Origin of the sequence: Magnetospirillum sp. ME-1, from assembly GCF_002105535.1 — a bacterium.
Lineage (GTDB): Bacteria > Pseudomonadota > Alphaproteobacteria > Rhodospirillales > Magnetospirillaceae > Phaeospirillum.
In genome coordinates this window covers 1376171-1392861 of the sequence record NZ_CP015848.1, presented here as the reverse complement: position 1 = coordinate 1392861, position 16691 = coordinate 1376171, and the positions used below count along the sequence as shown (strand labels likewise).

Annotated in this window: 16 protein-coding genes; 12 read left to right on the top strand and 4 right to left on the bottom strand. The window is 67.5% G+C overall.

What is annotated here, in order from left to right:
• Positions 1-48: 48 nt before the first annotated feature.
• Genes WV31_RS06445 through WV31_RS06430 form a run of 4 tightly spaced genes read right to left on the bottom strand, consistent with a single transcriptional unit; the run spans position 49 to position 4230 of the window.
• On the bottom strand, positions 49-732 hold the full coding sequence (locus WV31_RS06445) for a universal stress protein (RefSeq protein ID WP_085372783.1): 684 nt from the start codon (positions 730-732) through the stop codon (positions 49-51).
• A 4-nt stretch (positions 733-736) separates the two neighbouring features.
• On the bottom strand, positions 737-1933 hold the full coding sequence (locus WV31_RS06440; protein ID WP_085372782.1) for a 3-oxoadipyl-CoA thiolase: 1197 nt from the start codon (positions 1931-1933) through the stop codon (positions 737-739).
• 3 nt (positions 1934-1936) lie between these two features.
• Positions 1937-3457, bottom strand: coding sequence for a 3-hydroxyacyl-CoA dehydrogenase (locus WV31_RS06435; RefSeq protein ID WP_085372781.1), 1521 nt, complete (start codon positions 3455-3457; stop codon positions 1937-1939).
• A gap of 2 nt (positions 3458-3459) precedes the next feature.
• The gene (locus WV31_RS06430) at positions 3460-4230 is read right to left on the bottom strand and encodes an enoyl-CoA hydratase (RefSeq protein WP_085372780.1); all 771 of its coding nucleotides are present in this window, start codon (positions 4228-4230) and stop codon (positions 3460-3462) included.
• Between the two features lie 133 nt (positions 4231-4363).
• Here WV31_RS06430 and WV31_RS06425 point away from each other — a divergent pair, with 133 nt between their 5' ends.
• From WV31_RS06425 to WV31_RS06370, 12 genes are all read left to right on the top strand, one after another.
• A complete protein-coding gene (locus WV31_RS06425) occupies positions 4364-5161 on the top strand; it encodes an IclR family transcriptional regulator (RefSeq protein WP_085372779.1) in 798 nt (265 codons plus the stop codon).
• Positions 5162-5198: 37 nt separating this feature from the next.
• Positions 5199-6350, top strand: a complete 1152-nt coding sequence (locus tag WV31_RS06420) for an acyl-CoA dehydrogenase family protein (protein WP_085372778.1) — start codon at positions 5199-5201, stop codon at positions 6348-6350.
• A complete protein-coding gene (locus WV31_RS06415) occupies positions 6350-7903 on the top strand; it encodes a class I adenylate-forming enzyme family protein (protein WP_085372777.1) in 1554 nt (517 codons plus the stop codon). Before WV31_RS06420 ends, WV31_RS06415 begins: the two co-directional genes overlap by 1 nt.
• 21 nt (positions 7904-7924) lie before the next feature.
• Positions 7925-9091 carry an ABC transporter substrate-binding protein gene (locus tag WV31_RS06410; RefSeq protein ID WP_085372776.1) on the top strand — a complete coding sequence of 389 codons (1167 nt, stop codon included), beginning with the start codon at positions 7925-7927 and terminating at the stop codon, positions 9089-9091.
• A 159-nt stretch (positions 9092-9250) separates the two neighbouring features.
• Positions 9251-10126: a branched-chain amino acid ABC transporter permease gene (locus tag WV31_RS06405; RefSeq protein WP_085372775.1), complete on the top strand. Its 876-nt coding sequence runs from the start codon at positions 9251-9253 to the stop codon at positions 10124-10126.
• Positions 10127-10130: 4 nt separating this feature from the next.
• Complete coding sequence (locus WV31_RS06400) at positions 10131-11093, top strand: branched-chain amino acid ABC transporter permease (protein WP_085372774.1); 963 nt, start codon at positions 10131-10133, stop codon at positions 11091-11093.
• Positions 11083-11799 carry an ABC transporter ATP-binding protein gene (locus tag WV31_RS06395; RefSeq protein ID WP_206072591.1) on the top strand — a complete coding sequence of 239 codons (717 nt, stop codon included), beginning with the start codon at positions 11083-11085 and terminating at the stop codon, positions 11797-11799. Before WV31_RS06400 ends, WV31_RS06395 begins: the two co-directional genes overlap by 11 nt.
• Positions 11783-12511 carry an ABC transporter ATP-binding protein gene (locus WV31_RS06390; protein WP_206072590.1) on the top strand — a complete coding sequence of 243 codons (729 nt, stop codon included), beginning with the start codon at positions 11783-11785 and terminating at the stop codon, positions 12509-12511. The genes WV31_RS06395 and WV31_RS06390 overlap by 17 nt, the downstream gene beginning before the upstream one ends.
• Positions 12501-12932 carry a PaaI family thioesterase gene (locus tag WV31_RS06385; protein WP_085372773.1) on the top strand — a complete coding sequence of 144 codons (432 nt, stop codon included), beginning with the start codon at positions 12501-12503 and terminating at the stop codon, positions 12930-12932. The genes WV31_RS06390 and WV31_RS06385 overlap by 11 nt, the downstream gene beginning before the upstream one ends.
• Before the next feature lie 121 nt (positions 12933-13053).
• Positions 13054-14040, top strand: a complete 987-nt coding sequence (locus WV31_RS06380) for an NAD(P)H-dependent flavin oxidoreductase (RefSeq protein ID WP_085372772.1) — start codon at positions 13054-13056, stop codon at positions 14038-14040.
• Entirely contained in the window at positions 14037-15446 is a 1410-nt protein-coding gene (locus WV31_RS06375) for a hypothetical protein (protein WP_085372771.1), read from the top strand. The genes WV31_RS06380 and WV31_RS06375 overlap by 4 nt, the downstream gene beginning before the upstream one ends.
• An 11-nt stretch (positions 15447-15457) precedes the next feature.
• Positions 15458-16678, top strand: a complete 1221-nt coding sequence (locus WV31_RS06370; RefSeq protein WP_168185863.1) for a CaiB/BaiF CoA transferase family protein — start codon at positions 15458-15460, stop codon at positions 16676-16678.
• Positions 16679-16691 lie beyond the last annotated feature (13 nt).

Genomic DNA, 16691 nt, shown 5'->3' with positions numbered 1-16691 from the left:
GCGGCGGATTGTTGCCCCATCCGCCGCCCCCCGTCGAATGAAACATCCTCAATGTGAGAGCAGAACCGGTACGGTCATGTGGTCAAGGATGTGACGGGTGGCGCCGCCCAGCATCTTCTCGCGCAGGGGCGAATGACCGAACGCCCCCATGACCAGCAGGTCGGCCCCCTGGTCGGCGGCCCGCGACAGCAGGGCGTTGCCGGCGTCGATGTCGCCCAGCGTCGAATGCACCACCTCCACCTTGATGCCGTGGCGGGCCAAGGCGAGGCCGATATCGGCCCCGGGCACCCGGTCGTCATCCTTGGCATCCATGGTCATCACCGTGACGTTGGCCGCGCCCGCCAGCAGCGGCAGGGAATCGAACACCGCCCGCGTCGCCTCGCGCGAGGCGTTCCAGGCGACCAGCACCCGCTGGCCGACCTTGGGATAGCGCCCGTGACGCGGCACCGCCAGAATGGGGCGGCCGACACTCATCAGCGTCTCGGTGACATGGTCGGAAGCGCCGGGCGAAGCCTGACCGACGATGGTGAGGTCGGCATAGCGGGCGTGCAGCGCCAATTCCTTGGGCCCGCCGATGGAGCGCCACTCGTCGACGCCCTCGGGCGCCGCGTCGCCCTTGCCCACCCCCACCAGCCGGGCCTTGTGCTGGTCCGCCAGGGCGCGGGCGAGGTCGAGACGTCCCGCCCCCGCCGCATCGGGCTCCACATGGACGACGATTTCCCGGATGGCCATGGCTTTAGACCCTCTCGATCACGGCGGCCAGCCCATGGCCGACGCCGATGCACAAAGACACCACGGCGTAGCGCCCGCCGGTCCGCTGCAATTGCCGGGCGGCGGTGAGCGCCAGACGGGCGCCGGAGCAGCCCAGCGGATGACCGATGGCAATGGCCCCGCCATTGGGGTTGAGCCGCGAATCGTCGGCGGCCACGCCCAGTTGGGTGACGCAGCCCAGCACCTGCACGGCGAAGGCCTCGTTGATCTCGATGAGGTCGAGGTCCTTGAGCGACAGCTTGGCCCGCGCCAGGGCCTTGGTGATGGCCGGAACCGGTCCCAGTCCCATGACGCGGGGCGGCACGCCGGCCGCCGCCCCGGCGACGATGCGGGCGATGGGCTTGATACCGGCCTTTTCGCCCGCCGCGCGCGAGCCGATGAACAGGGAGCAAGCGCCGTCGTTGATGCCGGACGCATTGCCGGCGGTGACCACGCCGCCCTCGAACAGAGGCTTCAGCTTGGTCAGCGCCGCCAGATCGGTCTGGGGACGCGGATGCTCGTCCTCGGCCACCACGGTGTCGCCCTTGCGGCCCGGTATGGTGATGGGGTGAATCTCGCCCTCGTAGAACCCGTCGGCCTTGGCACGCGCGTACTTGGCCTGGGAGGCGGCGGCGAAGGCGTCGGAGGCTTCGCGCGTCAGACCCAGATCGTGGGCGATGTTGTCGGCGGTCTCGGGCATGGAATGGTTGCCGAAGCCCTTCACCACCTTGGGATTGGCGAAGCGCGCCCCGATGGTGGTGTCGAAGATCCTGGCGTCACGCGACCAGGCGCTTTCGGCCTTGGCCAGCACGAAGGGGGCGCGGCTCATGCTTTCCACCCCGCCGGCGATGAACAGGTCGCCCTCGCCGCAGGTCACCGAGCGGGCCGCGTCCAGTACGGCGGCCAAGCCCGAGGCGCACAGCCGGTTGACGGTCTGGCCCGCCACCTCGACGGGCAGACCCGACAGCAGGGCGGCGTGGCGGGCCACGTTGCGGCTGTCCTCGCCCGCCTGATTGGTGCAGCCGAGGATCACGTCCTCCACATCTTCCGGCTTGAAGGCCGAGCGGGCCACCAGGGCGCGAATCACCTCGGCGGCCAGATCGTCGGGACGCACCGGGGCAAGACCGCCGGCATGGCGGCCAATGGGGGAGCGCAGGCCGTCATAGATATAGGCGTCGAGCATGGATCAGGACTCCGAAGTCAAAAGGGAAACGCCCAGGGCGGCGCGGCGCTTCAGCCAAAGAGACGCGCGGTAACGGGGGTCGCCGGTAATGGCCAGCATGGTGTCGAGGATGGCCACCACCTTGTCGGCGCCGATGCGGTCGCCCCAGGACAGCGGCCCGGCGGGATAGCCGAGGCCCAGCGTCACCGCCTTGTCGATGTCCTCCGGCGTGGCGATGCGCTGCTGGGCGATGTCGCAGCCGATATTGACGATGGTCGCCACCACCCGCTGCGCCACCAGGCCGGGGCTGTCGCTGATCACCGAGACGGCGACATTGTCGCCGGCCAGCAGGCCGTGGGCGCCATTGCGCATATCGGCCGCCGTCACCGGGTTGGTCATGATGGTGCGGTGGCTGTCCAGCCCGAACAGCGGATCGATGGCGACAGTGCGGGTGGCGTCCAGGCCGAGCCGGACGCAAGCCGTGGTGCAGTCCTCACCCAGCACGGGGATCAGAACCAGGGCCGACTTGGTCGGCTTGTTGCCCTGCTCCAGCTTGGCCCCCAGCCTGGTCACCAGGGCGGCAACGGCCAGCGAGCCTTCGCCCGGGGCCACCCAGACCGGCCCCTCCCAGGCGGCGGGCACGGCCGGCGCGGGCGGCACCACCTGCTTGTCGCCCTCATAGGCGTAGAAGCCCCGTCCCACCTTGCGGCCCAGCAGCCCGGCGGCAAGGCGCGAGCGGGTGATGGGCGACGGACGGTAACGCGGCTCCTGGTAATACTGGTCGTAGATGCTTTCCATCACCGGATGGGAGACGTCCAGCGCGGTAAGGTCCAGCAGCTCGAACGGCCCCATGCGGAAGCCGGCGGCGCCCTTCAGGATACGGTCGGCGGCAAACACGTCGGTCACCCCCTCGCCCACCAGCTTCAGCGCCTCGGTGCCATAGCCGCGACCGGCGTGGTTGACGATGAAGCCGGGGGTGTCCTTGGCCTTGACGGGCGCATGCCCCATACGCCTGGCCAGAGTGGTCAGCGCCTCGACCACCCAAGGCGCCGTCATGACGCCATCGATGACCTCCACCACTTTCATCAGTGGAACGGGATTGAAGAAATGGAAGCCGCCCACCCGCTCCGGGTGCTTGCAGGCGGCCGCGATGGAGGTCACCGACAGCGACGAGGTATTGCTGGCGATCAGGCAGTCGGCGGAGACGATGGCCTCCAGCTCGTTCATCAGCGACTGCTTGACCTTGATGTCTTCGATGATGGCCTCGACCACCACATGGGCGGGGGCCAGATCGGCGAGGCTTTCACCCAGCTTCAAACGGCCGGTGGCGGCGGCGCAGGCTTCGGGCGAGAGCTTGCCCTTCTCGGCCAGCTTGGCCAGCATGGCGGCGACGGCGTCGCGGGCCTTGGCGCTGGCGCCGGGCTGCGCATCAACCAGAATGACGGTCACCCCGGAAGCCACGGCGATCTGGGCGATGCCCCGGCCCATGGTGCCGGTGCCGACAAGACCGAGGATGAGGTCGGAACGATTGGCGTCGAGGCTCATGGTCACTTCCCCTCATAGGTGGGTTTGCGCTTCTCGATGAAGGCCTTCATGCCTTCCTTCTGGTCACGGCTGGCGAACAGCAATTGGAAGGCCTTGCGCTCCAGCATCAGGGCGGTATCGAGCGAGGCGTCCTGGCCGGCCAGCAGCACTTCCTTGATCTGGGCGATGGCGACGGGCGGCATGCGCGAGATGGTTTTGGCGATCTCCAGCGCCTTGTCCAGAACCTCGGTATCGGGGACCACCAGACTGGCGAGGCCCATCTGCCCCGCCTCCACGCCGCTGATGGCCTGACCGGTCATCACCATCAGCATGGCCTTGAACTTGCCCACCGCGCGGGTCAGGCGCTGGGTCCCGCCGGCGCCCGGCATGATCCCCACCTTGACCTCGGGCTGGGAGAAGCTGGCATTCTCGCCCGCCACGATGATGTCGGCATGCATCACCAGCTCGCAGCCGCCGCCCCAGGCATAGCCGTTCACCGCGGCGATCACCGGCTTGGGGCAATTGGCGATGGCCCGCCACAGCAGGTGGTTGTTCCTCTGCATCAGTTCGATGGCGCCCACCTCGGCCATGTCCTTGATGTCGGCCCCGGCGGCGAAGGCCTCCTGGTTGCCGGTCATCACGATGGCCCGGATGGACGGGTCGGCACCCAGCTCCGTCATGTGCCCGGACAAAAGACGCCGCACTTCGCCGTTGAGCGCGTTCTTGGCCTCGGGCCGGTTGATTCGCAGCAACGCCACGGAATCAAAGGGTTTTTCCAGGAGCACTTCGGTCATGACGTCCCTCAATTTCGCTGTGCGGAATTCGATTTCACATTTTGTTGACGCCAGAGCCTAAGTCGTGATTTGGTCCCTTGGCAAACAAAATCATGCCCCCCAATCGCAATGGAGGGGTCCGGGAGATGAGGCCGTGACGGAATCCGAGGAAAACAGCGGTACAGAAGGCCATGACCGTCAGTTCGTGGTGGCGCTGTCGCGCGGCCTGGACGTGCTGCGCTGCTTCCGCGCCAACGACGCCATGCTGGGCAACCAGGAGATCGCTTCCCGCACCGGGCTGCCCAAGCCGACGGTGTCGCGCCTGACCTACACGCTGACCAGGCTGGGCTACCTCACCTATATCGAGCGCTACGCCAAGTACCAGTTGGGCACCGCCGTGCTGTCCTTGGGCTACACCGCCCTGGCCAGCATGGACATCCGCCACGTGGCCCGCCCGCTGATGCAGGAGCTGGCCGATTATTCCGACGTGGCGGTGTCCTTGGGCAGCGGCGACCAGACCAGCATGATCTACATCGAATCCTGCCGGGGCAAAGGGGCGCTGACCATCAGGCTCTCGGTGGGATCGCGCATTCCGGTGGCCACCACCGCCATGGGCCGCGCCTATCTGGCCGCCCTGCCCGAGGGCGAACGCAACGCCATCCTCGACCAGGTGAGGAAGCGCCATCCCGACGACTGGCCCCGCATCAAGCTGGGCCTGGAACGGGCACTGCGCGAATACGCCCAACGCGGCTTCACCATGTCGGTGGGCGACTGGCAATCGGACGTCCACGCGGTGGGCGTGGCGCTGACCAACCCCGCCACCGGCGCGGTGATGGCGCTGAATTGCGGCGGCGCGGCATTTTTATTGCCGCGCGAGCGCCTGGAAGACGACCTCGGCCCCCGCCTGGTGGCGGTGGCCCGCAAGATCGAGGCGGCGCTGGGACGCCGCTGAACCCTTACCCTTTCAAGAGAGACGGGACGAGACCCACATGATCCGTGACCAGGAAATCCTCAACCAGCTCCTCGACACCCTGTCGCGCTTCGTGCGCGAGCGTCTGGTTCCCAACGAGGAGCGCATCGCCGAGGACGACGCCCTTCCCGCCGAGATCGTCGCCGAGATGAAGGAACTGGGCCTGTTCGGCCTGTCCATTCCCGAGGAATACGGCGGCCTGGGCCTCTCCATGGAGGAGGAGGTGCTGTGCGCCTTCGAGATCGGCCAGACCAGCCCGGCCTTCCGCTCCATCTTCGGCACCAACAACGGCATCGGCTCGCAAGGCATCATCATCGACGGCACCGAGGAGCAGAAGCGCAAGTACCTGCCCCTTCTCGCCACCGGCGAGATGATCGCCTCCTTCGCGCTCACCGAGCCCAATGCCGGCTCCGACGCCGCCTCCCTTCGCACCACGGCGCGCAGGGACGGCGACCATTACGTCATCAACGGCACCAAGCGCTTCATCACCAACGCCCCCGAAGCCTCGATCTTCACCCTGATGGCCCGGACCGATCCGGCCGACAAGGGCGCCGGCGGCATCACCGCCTTCATCGTCGACGCCGATTCCCCCGGCCTGTCCTTGGGCAAGATCGACAAGAAGATGGGCCAGAAGGGCGCGCATACCTGCGACGTGATCCTGGAAGACGTGCGCGTGCCCGCCGCCAACATCATCGGCGGCAAGGAGGGCCAGGGCTTCAAGACCGCCATGAAGGTGCTGGACCGGGGACGGCTGCACATCTCGGCCACCTGCGTCGGCGTCGCCGAACGCCTGATCCGCGACACCGTCAAATACGCCGCCGAGCGCGTCCAGTTCGGCAAGCCCATCGGCGAGTTCCAGCTGGTCCAGGCCATGCTGGCCGATTCGAAGACCGAGGCCTATGCCGCCCGCTGCATGGTGCTGGACGCGGCCCGCAAGAAGGACGAGGGCCGGAACGTCTCCACGGAAGCCGCCTGCTGCAAGATGTTCGCCTCGGAAGCGGTGGGCCGCATCGCCGACCGCGCCGTGCAGGTCCATGGTGGGGCCGGATACATCGCCGATTACGGCATCGAACGCTTCTACCGCGACGTCCGCCTGTTCCGCATCTACGAGGGCACCACCCAGATCCAGCAATTGGTCATCGCGCGCAACATGCTGAAGGACATCGCCTGATGCGGGCTGTCGCCGACATCCTGGCCGACCTGCCGCCGCGCCTGTCGCAACTGGCGCGGCACTGGCAGCGGCGCACCCCCGACGCCCTCGCCATGATCCAGGGCGATATCCGCTGGACCTACGCCCAGTTGGGCGAGGCCATGGACGAGGCCGGAGTGCTGCTGAAGGAGCTGGAGGTGCGCCCCGGCGACCGGCTGATGCTGGTGGGCGAGAACTGTCTGCCGCTGGTGGCCCTGATCCTGGCGGCGGGCGAGATGGATGCCTGGGCGGCGATCATCAACGCCCGGCTGTCGGAGCGCGAGATCGACACCATCCGCGATCATTGCGGCGCGCGCCGGGTGATCTACACCACCGACGTCTCGGCCGAGGCCACCTTGCACGCGAGGCAGCACGGCGCCCAGATGCGCGCCCTGCCCCGCCTCGGCAGCTTCGCCGTGGGACCGCTCAACCACGAATGCGGTTCGGAGCCGGTCGAGCCCGGCAACGGCCAGGTGGCGGCGCTGATCTATACCTCGGGCACCACCGGCACGCCCAAGGGCGTCATGCTCACCCACCGCAACATCATGTTCGTCGGCGCGGTCTCGGGCGGACTTCGGGACATCGGCCCCGGCGACGTGGCCTATGGCGTGCTGCCCATGTCCCATGTGTTCGGACTGGCCTCGGTGCTGGTGGGAAGCCTTTACGGCGGCGCCTGCCTGCACGTGGCGCCGCGCTTCGCCCCCGCCCAGGTGCTGGCCGACTTGAAGGCGGGGCTCACCATGTGGAACGGCGTGCCGGCCATGTTCGCCAAGTTCCTGGAGCATCTCCGTCTTACCGGCGCAAAGGTCGAGGCCCCCTGTTTACGCTTCCTGTCGGCCGGCGGCTCGCCGCTCGACCCCGCCATCAAGGCGGAGACCGAAGCGGTGTTCGGCCGGGTGCTGAACAACGGCTACGGCCTGACCGAATCGGCGCCCACCATCTGCCAGACCCGCCTGGACGCGCCACGCGCCGATTGCTCGGTGGGCCATGCCCTGCCGGGCGTCGAGGTGCGCATCGTCGGACCTGACGGCAAGGACATCCCCGACGGCCAGGTGGGCGAGCTGTGGAGCCGGGGTCCCGGCACCATGAAGGGCTATTACCGCGCGCCCGAAATGACCGCCGAGGTGATCGATGCAGAGGGCTGGCTCAACACCGGCGACTTCGCCCGGCGTGATGCGGACGGGGCGCTGTTCATCGTCGGCCGCGCCAAGGAACTGATCATCCGTTCGGGCTTCAACGTCTATCCGGCCGAGGTGGAGGCGGTGTTCAACGCCCATCCCCTGGTCACCCATTCCGCCGTGGTCGGCCGCCCGGCCGCCGACGGCAACGAGGAGGTGGTGGCCTTCGTCCAGGTGGCGCCCGGCACTCAAATCGACGCCGCCCAGCTCGGCGAATGGGCCGCGTCCCGCCTGGCACCCTACAAGCGCCCCGGCGAGGTGGTGGTGGTCGGCCACCTGCCCGCCGGCGCCACGGGGAAAATCCTGAAGAACCGCCTCGCCGAGGCGGCAAGAAACCACGCCTACGACAATCTGTAAAAAACGTTGGGAGGAAGCAACATGTCCAAGACCAAGCTTTGTGTTTCGGCCCTGGCCCTGTCCGTGATGCTGGGCTTTGCCCCGGCCGAGGCGGCGGAATTCAAGATCGGCGCCGAAATTCCGCTGTCGGGCAATCTGGCCCGGGTCGGCACCGCCATGAACGAGGGCATCCAGGTGGCCGCCGAGCTGTTCAACAAGAAGAACGGCAAGCACACGGTCAAGATCCTCACCGTCGACGACGAATCCTCGCCGGCCAAGGCGGTGGGTGCCGTCGAGAAGCTGGCCGCCGACGGGGTGGTGGCCTATACCGGCGGCTACGGCTCCAACATCATCGGCCCGGCCTCGGAAGCCGCCGAAAAGCTGGGCAAGGTCTACATCACCTCGGGCGGCGTCGCCACCGAACTGACCAGGCGCAACCTCAAGACCTTCTTCCGCATCAACAGCTCGGAAGGCTATGCCCGCGCCCTGATGGGCATGTTCAACGAGGTGGGGGTGAAATCGGTGGCGGTGGTTTATTCCACCAAGGAAGCCACCGAGGAAGTGGCCAAGATGCTGCAGACCGGCTTGGGGCCCAAGGGCGTCAAGGTCACCATGCACGCCTTCGATCCGGCCACCAACGACTTCAAGCCCATCATCCACAAGATCAAGCTGCAGGACCGCCCCGACGCCATCGCCATGATCGGCTACGAGAACGACTATGTGGGCATCCTGCGCGCCGCCAAGGTGTTGAAGCCCGAGATCAAGACCATCGCCGGGGTGTGGTCGCTGGCCACCTCCAAGATGGCCGCCGAGTTCCCCGACCTGATGGAGAACGTGTCCGGGACCTCCACACTGTCCTACCCGGCCGAGTTCACCACGCCGGAAGCCAAGGAATTCGCCGAAACCTACCAGAAGATGTTCAACAAAGCCCCCGATTACCTGGGCATCTTCGGCTATGTGCAGTCCAAGCTGCTGTTCGAGGCGGTGGCGCGCGCCGCCGATGCCGGCACCATCGACAAGGGCGGCATCGCCACCGAGATGCGCAAGACCCAGGCCGACACGGTGATCGGCAAGGTCCGCTTCGACGAGGCCGGCGACAATCCGGAATTCACCCACCGCATGGGCCAGCACCAGGGCGGCAAGGTGGTCCTGGTCTGGCCCAGCGACGCCGCCACCGGCAAGGTCAAGTATCCGGCCGTGCCTTGGTAAGAAACGCCGAATTTTTCTCGTCATGCCCGGACTTGTTCCGGGCATCCACGCCCCGCCGCTCCCGATGCCATGGGAATGGCGGCTCCACGTGGATCACCGGGTCAAGCCCGGTGATGACGGGAAAAGGATTGCCCTTTTCCTATCCCAGGTTCTCCGCCCATGCTTGAGCTAACCCTTCAATCCCTGTTCTCCGGCCTGCTGTCGGGAGCGTACTACGCCCTGATCGCGCTGGGTCTGGCGCTGGTGTTCGGCACCATGCGGGTCATCAACCTCGCCCATGGCGAGCTGGTGCTGCTGGGCGCCTATATCAGCTACACAGCCGAGGAGAAGCTGGGCCTCGATCCCCTGGCCTCGCTGCCCCTGGCCCTGGCCGTGGTGGTGGCCACCGCCATGGCGGTCTATTACCTGGTCAGCCTGATCAAGAAGGATCGCGAGCTGAACTCGCTGATCCTCACCTTCGGCATCGGGGTAATCCTGACCAACGCGGTGCTGATGATCTGGTCGGCGGACATCCACTCCGCCACCACGCCCTGGTACCACGACGCCGTCATCCCCTTCGACATCCTGTTCGCCATGCAGGCCGAACTGGTGTTCGCCGGAATCGGCATCATCCTGGTGGCTGCCGTGTGGTGGTGGCTGGAAAAAAGCTGGTACGGCAGGGCGTTGCGGGCCGTTGCTTCCAACCGCGACGCCGCCAAGCTGATGGGCGTCAATCCGCAATTGACCGAGGTGCTGTCCTTCGCGGTGTCGGGCCTGCTGGCCACGGTGGCGGGCATCGCCATCTACACCGCCAAGGTGATCCAGCCGTCGCTGGGCCATCACCTGACGGTGAAGGCCTTCATCATCACCGTGCTGGCCGGCATGGGCTCGGTGCCCGGCGTGCTGCTGGGCGCGGTGCTGCTGGGCGTGGTGGAAAGCCTGACCGTCACCATGGCGTCGTCGGCGCTGCAGGAACTGGCCGGCATGGTGCTGTTCCTGGTGGTGCTGCTCCTGATGCCGTCCGGCCTGTTCGGCCGCGCCAAGCGGAGGGGCTGAGACCATGGGCAACACCCTCAAGATCGGCCTGTTCCTGGTCCTCGCCTACATCGCCGTGCCGCTGGCCTTGGGCTCCAACGCCTATGTCATCGGCCTGATCGTCGCGGCGCTGACCATCGGCGGCATCGCTATCGCCTGGGCGCTGTTGGGCAATCTGGGCGGCATGGTGAGCTTCGGCCACGCCGCCTTCTTCGGGGTAGGCGGTTACGTCTCAGCCCTGCTGACGCTGAAAGGAGGCTGGCCGGTGTTTCCGGCCATGCTGATGGCCGGCATCGGCGCGGCCATCGCCTCGGTGGCGACCATGCCGGCGCTGCGGCTGCGCGGCCCCTATTTCGCCCTGGCCATCCTGGCCTATGCCGAGATATTCCGCATCCTGGCCACCGAGGCCAAGCCCATCACCGGCGGCGCGGCGGGATTGCTGTCCATTCCCCGCCTGCCCACCCTGCTGGGGATGGATTTCGGCTCCAAGCTGGGCGGCTATTTCGTCATCCTGACCATCGTGGTGGCGTCCATGGCGGCCTATCACCTGATCCGCCGCTCCACCTACGGCCTGGCGCTCAAAGCCATGCACGACAGCGAGGACGCCACCCGCGTCGTCGGCGTCAACTCGACGCTGCTGAAGGCCTGGATGCTGGTGGTGTCCGCCTTCATCACCGGCATGGTCGGCGCCTTCAACGCCCATTACATCAACTTCCTCGAGCCCGACTACGCCTTCGCCGGGCAGTGGACGACGCTGGCCATCGTCTCGGCCATCTTCGGCGGCTACCGCACGGTGAGCGGCCCGCTGGTGGGCGCGCTGGCGGTCTATCTGGTGGACCAGCTGGTGTTCAAGCCCATCCTGCCCCAGGGCCACCAGATCGTGCTGGGCGCGCTGCTGGGCGCCATGATCCTGTTCAGCCCCGGCGGCCTGATCCCCATGCTGGCGGCCAAACTGTCCGCTAAGGAGGGCCACGCCCATGCTGCTTGAGCTTGACGGCATCACCGTGGCCTTCGGCGGCCTGATCGCCGTGGGAGACGTCAGCTTTTCCATGAATGAGGGCGACGTGCTGGGGCTGGTCGGCCCCAACGGGGCGGGCAAGACCACCCTGTTCAACGCCGTGTCGGGGCTGGTGCGCCCCACCCGGGGCAAGGCCCGCTTCCTGGGCCGCGATCTGGTGGCCATGCCCATCCACACCAGGGCGCGGGCCGGTATCGGCCGCGCCTTCCAGGTGCCCCAGCCCATGCACGAGCTGACGGTGCGCGAAAACCTGATGGTGGCATCGCGCTTCGCCACCGGCCGGGTGGACAAGCAGCGCATCGAGGAAATCCTCGACCTGCTGAAGCTGGGCCACAAGGCGGACTCGGATGCCGCCACCTCGCTGGCGCTGACCGAGCAGAAGGCCTTGGAGGTGGGCAAGGCGCTGGCCACCAACCCGAAGCTGCTGATGCTCGACGAGGTGCTGGCCGGGCTGGAGACGGCGGGCAAGCGCGCCTTCATGCACACCCTGTCGGAGGTGCGGAGCCGCTATGGCCTCGCCCTCTTGATCATCGAGCACGACATCGAGACCATCACCCGGCTGTGCCCCCGCGTGGTGGTGCTGAATTTCGGCCGACTGATCGCCGAGGGCAGCCCCGAGCACGTATTCAACGACCCCGAAGTCATCAGGAGCTATACCGGTGGCGAAGCTGCTTGAAATCGAAGCCTTGCGGGCCGGCTACGGCTCCATCAACGTGCTGTGGGACCTGTCGCTCACCATCGAGGAAGGCAAGCTCACCTGCATCCTCGGCCCCAACGGCGGCGGCAAGACCACGCTTTTGCGCGCCATCATGGGACTGGTGAAGACCGGAGCCGGACGCATCCTCTACCAGGGCATGGACCGCACCAACGCGCCCACCTGGGACATGGTGGCGGACGGTATCGCCATGATCCCCGAAGGCCGCATGGTGTTCCGCGACATGAGTGTGGCCGACAACCTGATGATGGGGGCGTTTCCCAGGAAGTGCCGGGCCAATGCGCCGAAAAACCTGAAGATGGTCTACGACATGTTCCCCCGCCTCTTTGAGCGCCGCGACCAGCTGGCCGGCGCCCTGTCGGGCGGCGAGGCGCAGATGCTGGCCATGGGGCGCGGCCTGATGGAGGAGCCCAAGCTGATCTTGGTGGACGAGCCGTCGCTGGGCCTTGCGCCGGTGGTGGTGGACGAGGTGATGGGCATCCTCGACCGTCTGCGGCAAGAGGGGCGCACCATCGTGCTGGTGGAGCAGAACACCAACAAGGCCTTGAAGATCGCCGACCACGTCTATCTGGTCAGGGGCGGCAAGGTTGTGCTGTCGGAAAGCGCCGATTCGGTGGATCTTGCCCACCTCCACGACCTTTACTTCGCCAGGGACACCCTTCATGAGCACTGATCTGCTGGACGGCGAGCCCGCATCGGGCTTCCAGGACCTGTTGGGCTACCATCTGGCCGAATGGGCCGAGGATCACGCCGTGCTGGAACTGACCGTCGACCGTAAGCACTGCAACCGCGCCGGACTGGTCCATGGCGGCGTTCTCGCCACCCTGATCGACACCTCGTGCGGCTTCGCCGCCACCTACTGTCCCCATCCCGGCCGGGTGCGGCGCTGCGTCACCCTGCAGCTGACCACCAGCTTCACCGGCCAGGTCCGCCACGGCCTGATCCGCGCCATCGGCCGCAAGAAGGCGGGCGGCAGCCGCATCGTGTTCTGCTCGTCGGAAATCCTGGACGAGAACGGCAAGCTGATCGCCATGGGCGAAGGCACCTTCCGCTACCGCACCGGCAGCGAATCGCCCGAAGGCGTGGCGCTGTGAATCGTGTGATTGTCATCCCGACGACCATCGGGAGGAGGGATCTCGTCCTGGCACGGTTTTTCAGCATCGGCACCGCCCTTCCAGGCGGAGATCCCTCGACTTCGCTCGGGATGACAAGGAAATGACCGCCCTCTTCCACACCCGCGTCACCGAACTGTTCGGCATTCACTTGCCGGTGCTGGCCGGTGGGCTCCAATGGCTGGCGACGCCCGATTACGTCGCCGCCGCGGCCCATGCCGGCATCTGCGGCTTCATCACGGCGGCCAGCTACGAGGAGTTGGGCGATCTCAGATCCGCCATCCGAAAGTGCCGTGATCTGTCGGAGGGCAAGCCGTTCGGCGTCAACGTCTCCATGCTGCCCAAACTGGTCCAGGGCGAGCGCACCCAAGCCGTCTTCGACCTGATCGTCGAGGAAGGGGTGCGCTTCGTCGAAACCTCGGGCCGCAATCCCGCCCCCTACCTGCCGGCGCTGAAGGCGGCCGGAATCAAGGTGGTGCACAAGGTGCCGGCGGTGAAATACGCGCTGAAAGCCCAGGCCGAGGGCGTCGATGCCGTGGCGGTGGTCGGCGCCGAATGCGGCGGCCACCCCGGCATGGACATGGTGGGCACCTTTGTTCAGGCCAACGTGGCGGCGTCCAAGCTGTCGATCCCCCTGCTGGTGGGCGGCGGCATCGGCACCGGCGCCCATCTGGTGGCCGCCCTGGGCTTGGGCGCCGACGGCGTGGTGGTGGGCACCCGCTTTCTGGTGGCCGAGGAGATCTGGGCCCATGCCGATTACAAGCGCCGCCTGATCGAGGCCGACGAGACCGAGACCACCCTGATCCTGTCGTCCTTGCGCAACACGGCGCGCGTGCTGCGCAACGAGGCCACCGCCACGGTACAGACCCTGGAGAAGGAGGGGGCCGGCATCGAGGCGCTGATGCCCCACATTTCCGGCAAGGTGGGGCGCGAGGCCTACCGCACCGGCGACTGGACCAAGGCGGCGCTGTCGGTGGGCCAGTCGGTGGCCTTCGCCGACCGCATCGAGCCCCTGGCCGCCATCGTCCGCCGCTTCGAGGACGAGGCGCGGGCGGCGCTGGGCCGCCTGAAAGGGTTGACCGCGTCATGAGCGGCGGGCGCCCGTCCGCCCTCCTCCTGCTCGGCATGATCGCCTGCGTGCTGGGCGACGTGATCGCGCCGGCCGAAGCGCTTCGCATGGGGGCGCGCGTCCTGCTGGTGGCCTTCCTGGCGGCGGAATGGCGGCGCATGGCGGTCAACGCCAAGGTGATGATCGGCCTGGCGCTGGGCCTGACCATGGGCGCGGCCGTGACCGGAACCGCCGAGCCCGGCCGGGTCATCGCCTCGTCGCTCGACACCGGCGCCTTCTTCGCCACCTTCTTCGCCAACCAGTTCTTCCTGCGGGAAGCGGCGCGCACCTCGCCCCTGGTCAGCCGCTGCTCCACCTTCTTCGTCAACCAGACCCCGGGGCGGCGTTATGCCCTGCTGACGCTGGGCGGCTATCTGTTCGGCATCATCCTCAACATCGGGGTGCTGAGCCTGCTGGGCATCATGATCAAGCAGAGGAACTCGCTGGAGGCGGCGGGCGGAAACGAGCAGATCAGGGACATCCGCGAGCGCCGCATGATCCTGGCGCTGTTGCGCGGCTTTTCCATCACGCCCCTGGCCTCGCCGCTGTCCATCTCGCTGGCGGTGCTGCTCACCGCCCTGCCCAGCCTGCACTGGAGCTCCATGCTGCCGCTGGGCATGGCGACCGGCACCCTGGTGCTGGGCCTGGGCTGGGTGCAGGACCGCATCCAGGCCCCCGCCCATCTCCGGCATCTGCTGCCCCCCACCGAACCCACCCGCGACATGGCCGCCCTGATGGGGGTGACGGGGCTGGTGCTGCTGGTCTTCGTCATGGCGCTCGCCTTCGAGGTCCTGCTGGGCGTGCCGCTCAGCCGCGCCATGCTGGTCTCCACCCCGCTGGTGGGCCTGGGCTGGCTGGCCCGCCAGTATTTGGGCGGCGGCATCGCCAAGGGCTGCGCCGAGACCGGCCGCCGGGTGGTGACCCAGGCGGCCCAGACCTTCCCCGCCTACCGCACCGAGATCGCCATCCTGTCCTCGGCCGGCTTCATCGGCACCCTGTTCTCGGCCATGATCCCGCCCGAGACCCTGGGCACCCTGATCGCCTCGCCGTTGGCTCCACCCGCCGCCCTGCCGGCCCTGGCCATCCTGGCGGTGATGGGCCCGGCGCTGATCGGCATCAATCCCATCGTTTCCGTCACCATCATCGCCTCGGCGCTCAGCGCCGCGCCGTCGCTGCCGCTGTCCACCGAATCCCTGGCGCTGGGTCTGATCGGCGGCTGGTGCCTGGCCATCAATTCCTCGGCCATGACCGCGTCCGCCATGCTGCTGGGCGAACTGGTGGGCAAGCCGTCCAAGACCATCGTGCTGGGCTGGAACGGCTTGTTCACCCTGGCGGCCTTCGCGGTGCTGACCCTGTGGCTGACCGTTCTGTCGCGTTTGACACAATAAGGAATGACGAGATGCGGGCCCTTGACGACATTCTGGTCCTCGACCTTTCGCGCGTGCTGGCCGGTCCCTTCTGCACCCAGATGCTGGCCGATTTGGGCGCCCGGGTGATCAAGGTGGAAAAGCCCGGCTCCGGCGACGACACCAGGGGCTGGGGCCCGCCCTTCCTCAACCATCCCAAGACGGGCGAGAAGGGCGACGCCGCCTATTACCTGGCGGCCAACCGGGGCAAGCATTCGGTGACCATCGACATGGCGACGCCCGAGGGCCAGGAGCTGGTCCGTTCGCTGGCCGCCCGGGCCGACGTGCTGGTGGAGAACTACAAGCTGGGCGGATTGAAGAAGTACGGCCTGGACTACGATTCCCTGAAGGAGCTCAATCCCCGGCTGGTCTATTGCTCCATCACCGGCTTCGGCCAGGACGGGCCCTATGCGCCCAGGGCCGGCTACGACTTCATGATCCAGGCCATGGGCGGGCTGATGAGCGTGACGGGGGAAAAGGATACGCTTCCCGGCGGCGGGCCGCAGAAGGCCGGCATCGCCATCGCCGACCTGTCCACCGGCCTGCACGCGGTGATCGCCGTGCTGGCGGCGCTCAACCAGCGCCACCGTACCGGGCGCGGCCAGCATATCGACCTGGGCCTGCTGGACGTGCAGGTGTCCATGATGACCAACCAGGCCATGACCTATCTGGTCAGCGGCGACGCCCCGACCCGGGCGGGCAACGGCCACGCCGCCATCGTGCCCTATCAGGCCTTCCCCACCGCCGATGGCCACCTGATCATCGCGGTGGGCAATGACGGGCAGTTCGCCAAGCTGGCCGACGAGCTGGGCCATCCCGAATGGGCGGTGGACGAGCGTTTCACCCTGAACCGCGCCAGGGTCCAACACCGCGACGTGCTGATTCCGCTGATCGAGGCCGAAACGCGGCGCTACACCTCGACGGCCCTGCTGGCGGCGCTCGAGCGCCGCCAGATTCCCTCGGGCCCCATCAACACCATGGACAAGGTGTTCGCCGATCCCCAGGCCCAGGCGCGACGCCTGCGCCGCGAGGTTCCCCACGCCGCGGCCGGAAGCATTCCCACCGTGGCCAGCCCGCTGCGCCTGTCGGACTCCGAAGTGGCCTACGACCGGGGGCCGCCGCTGCTGGGCGAGCATACCGATGCGGTGCTGGCCGAAGTGCTGGGGCTGGACGAAGACGCGCTGGCCGCCTTGCGCGCCAAAGGCGTGGTGTAGCCTTGACGGAGCG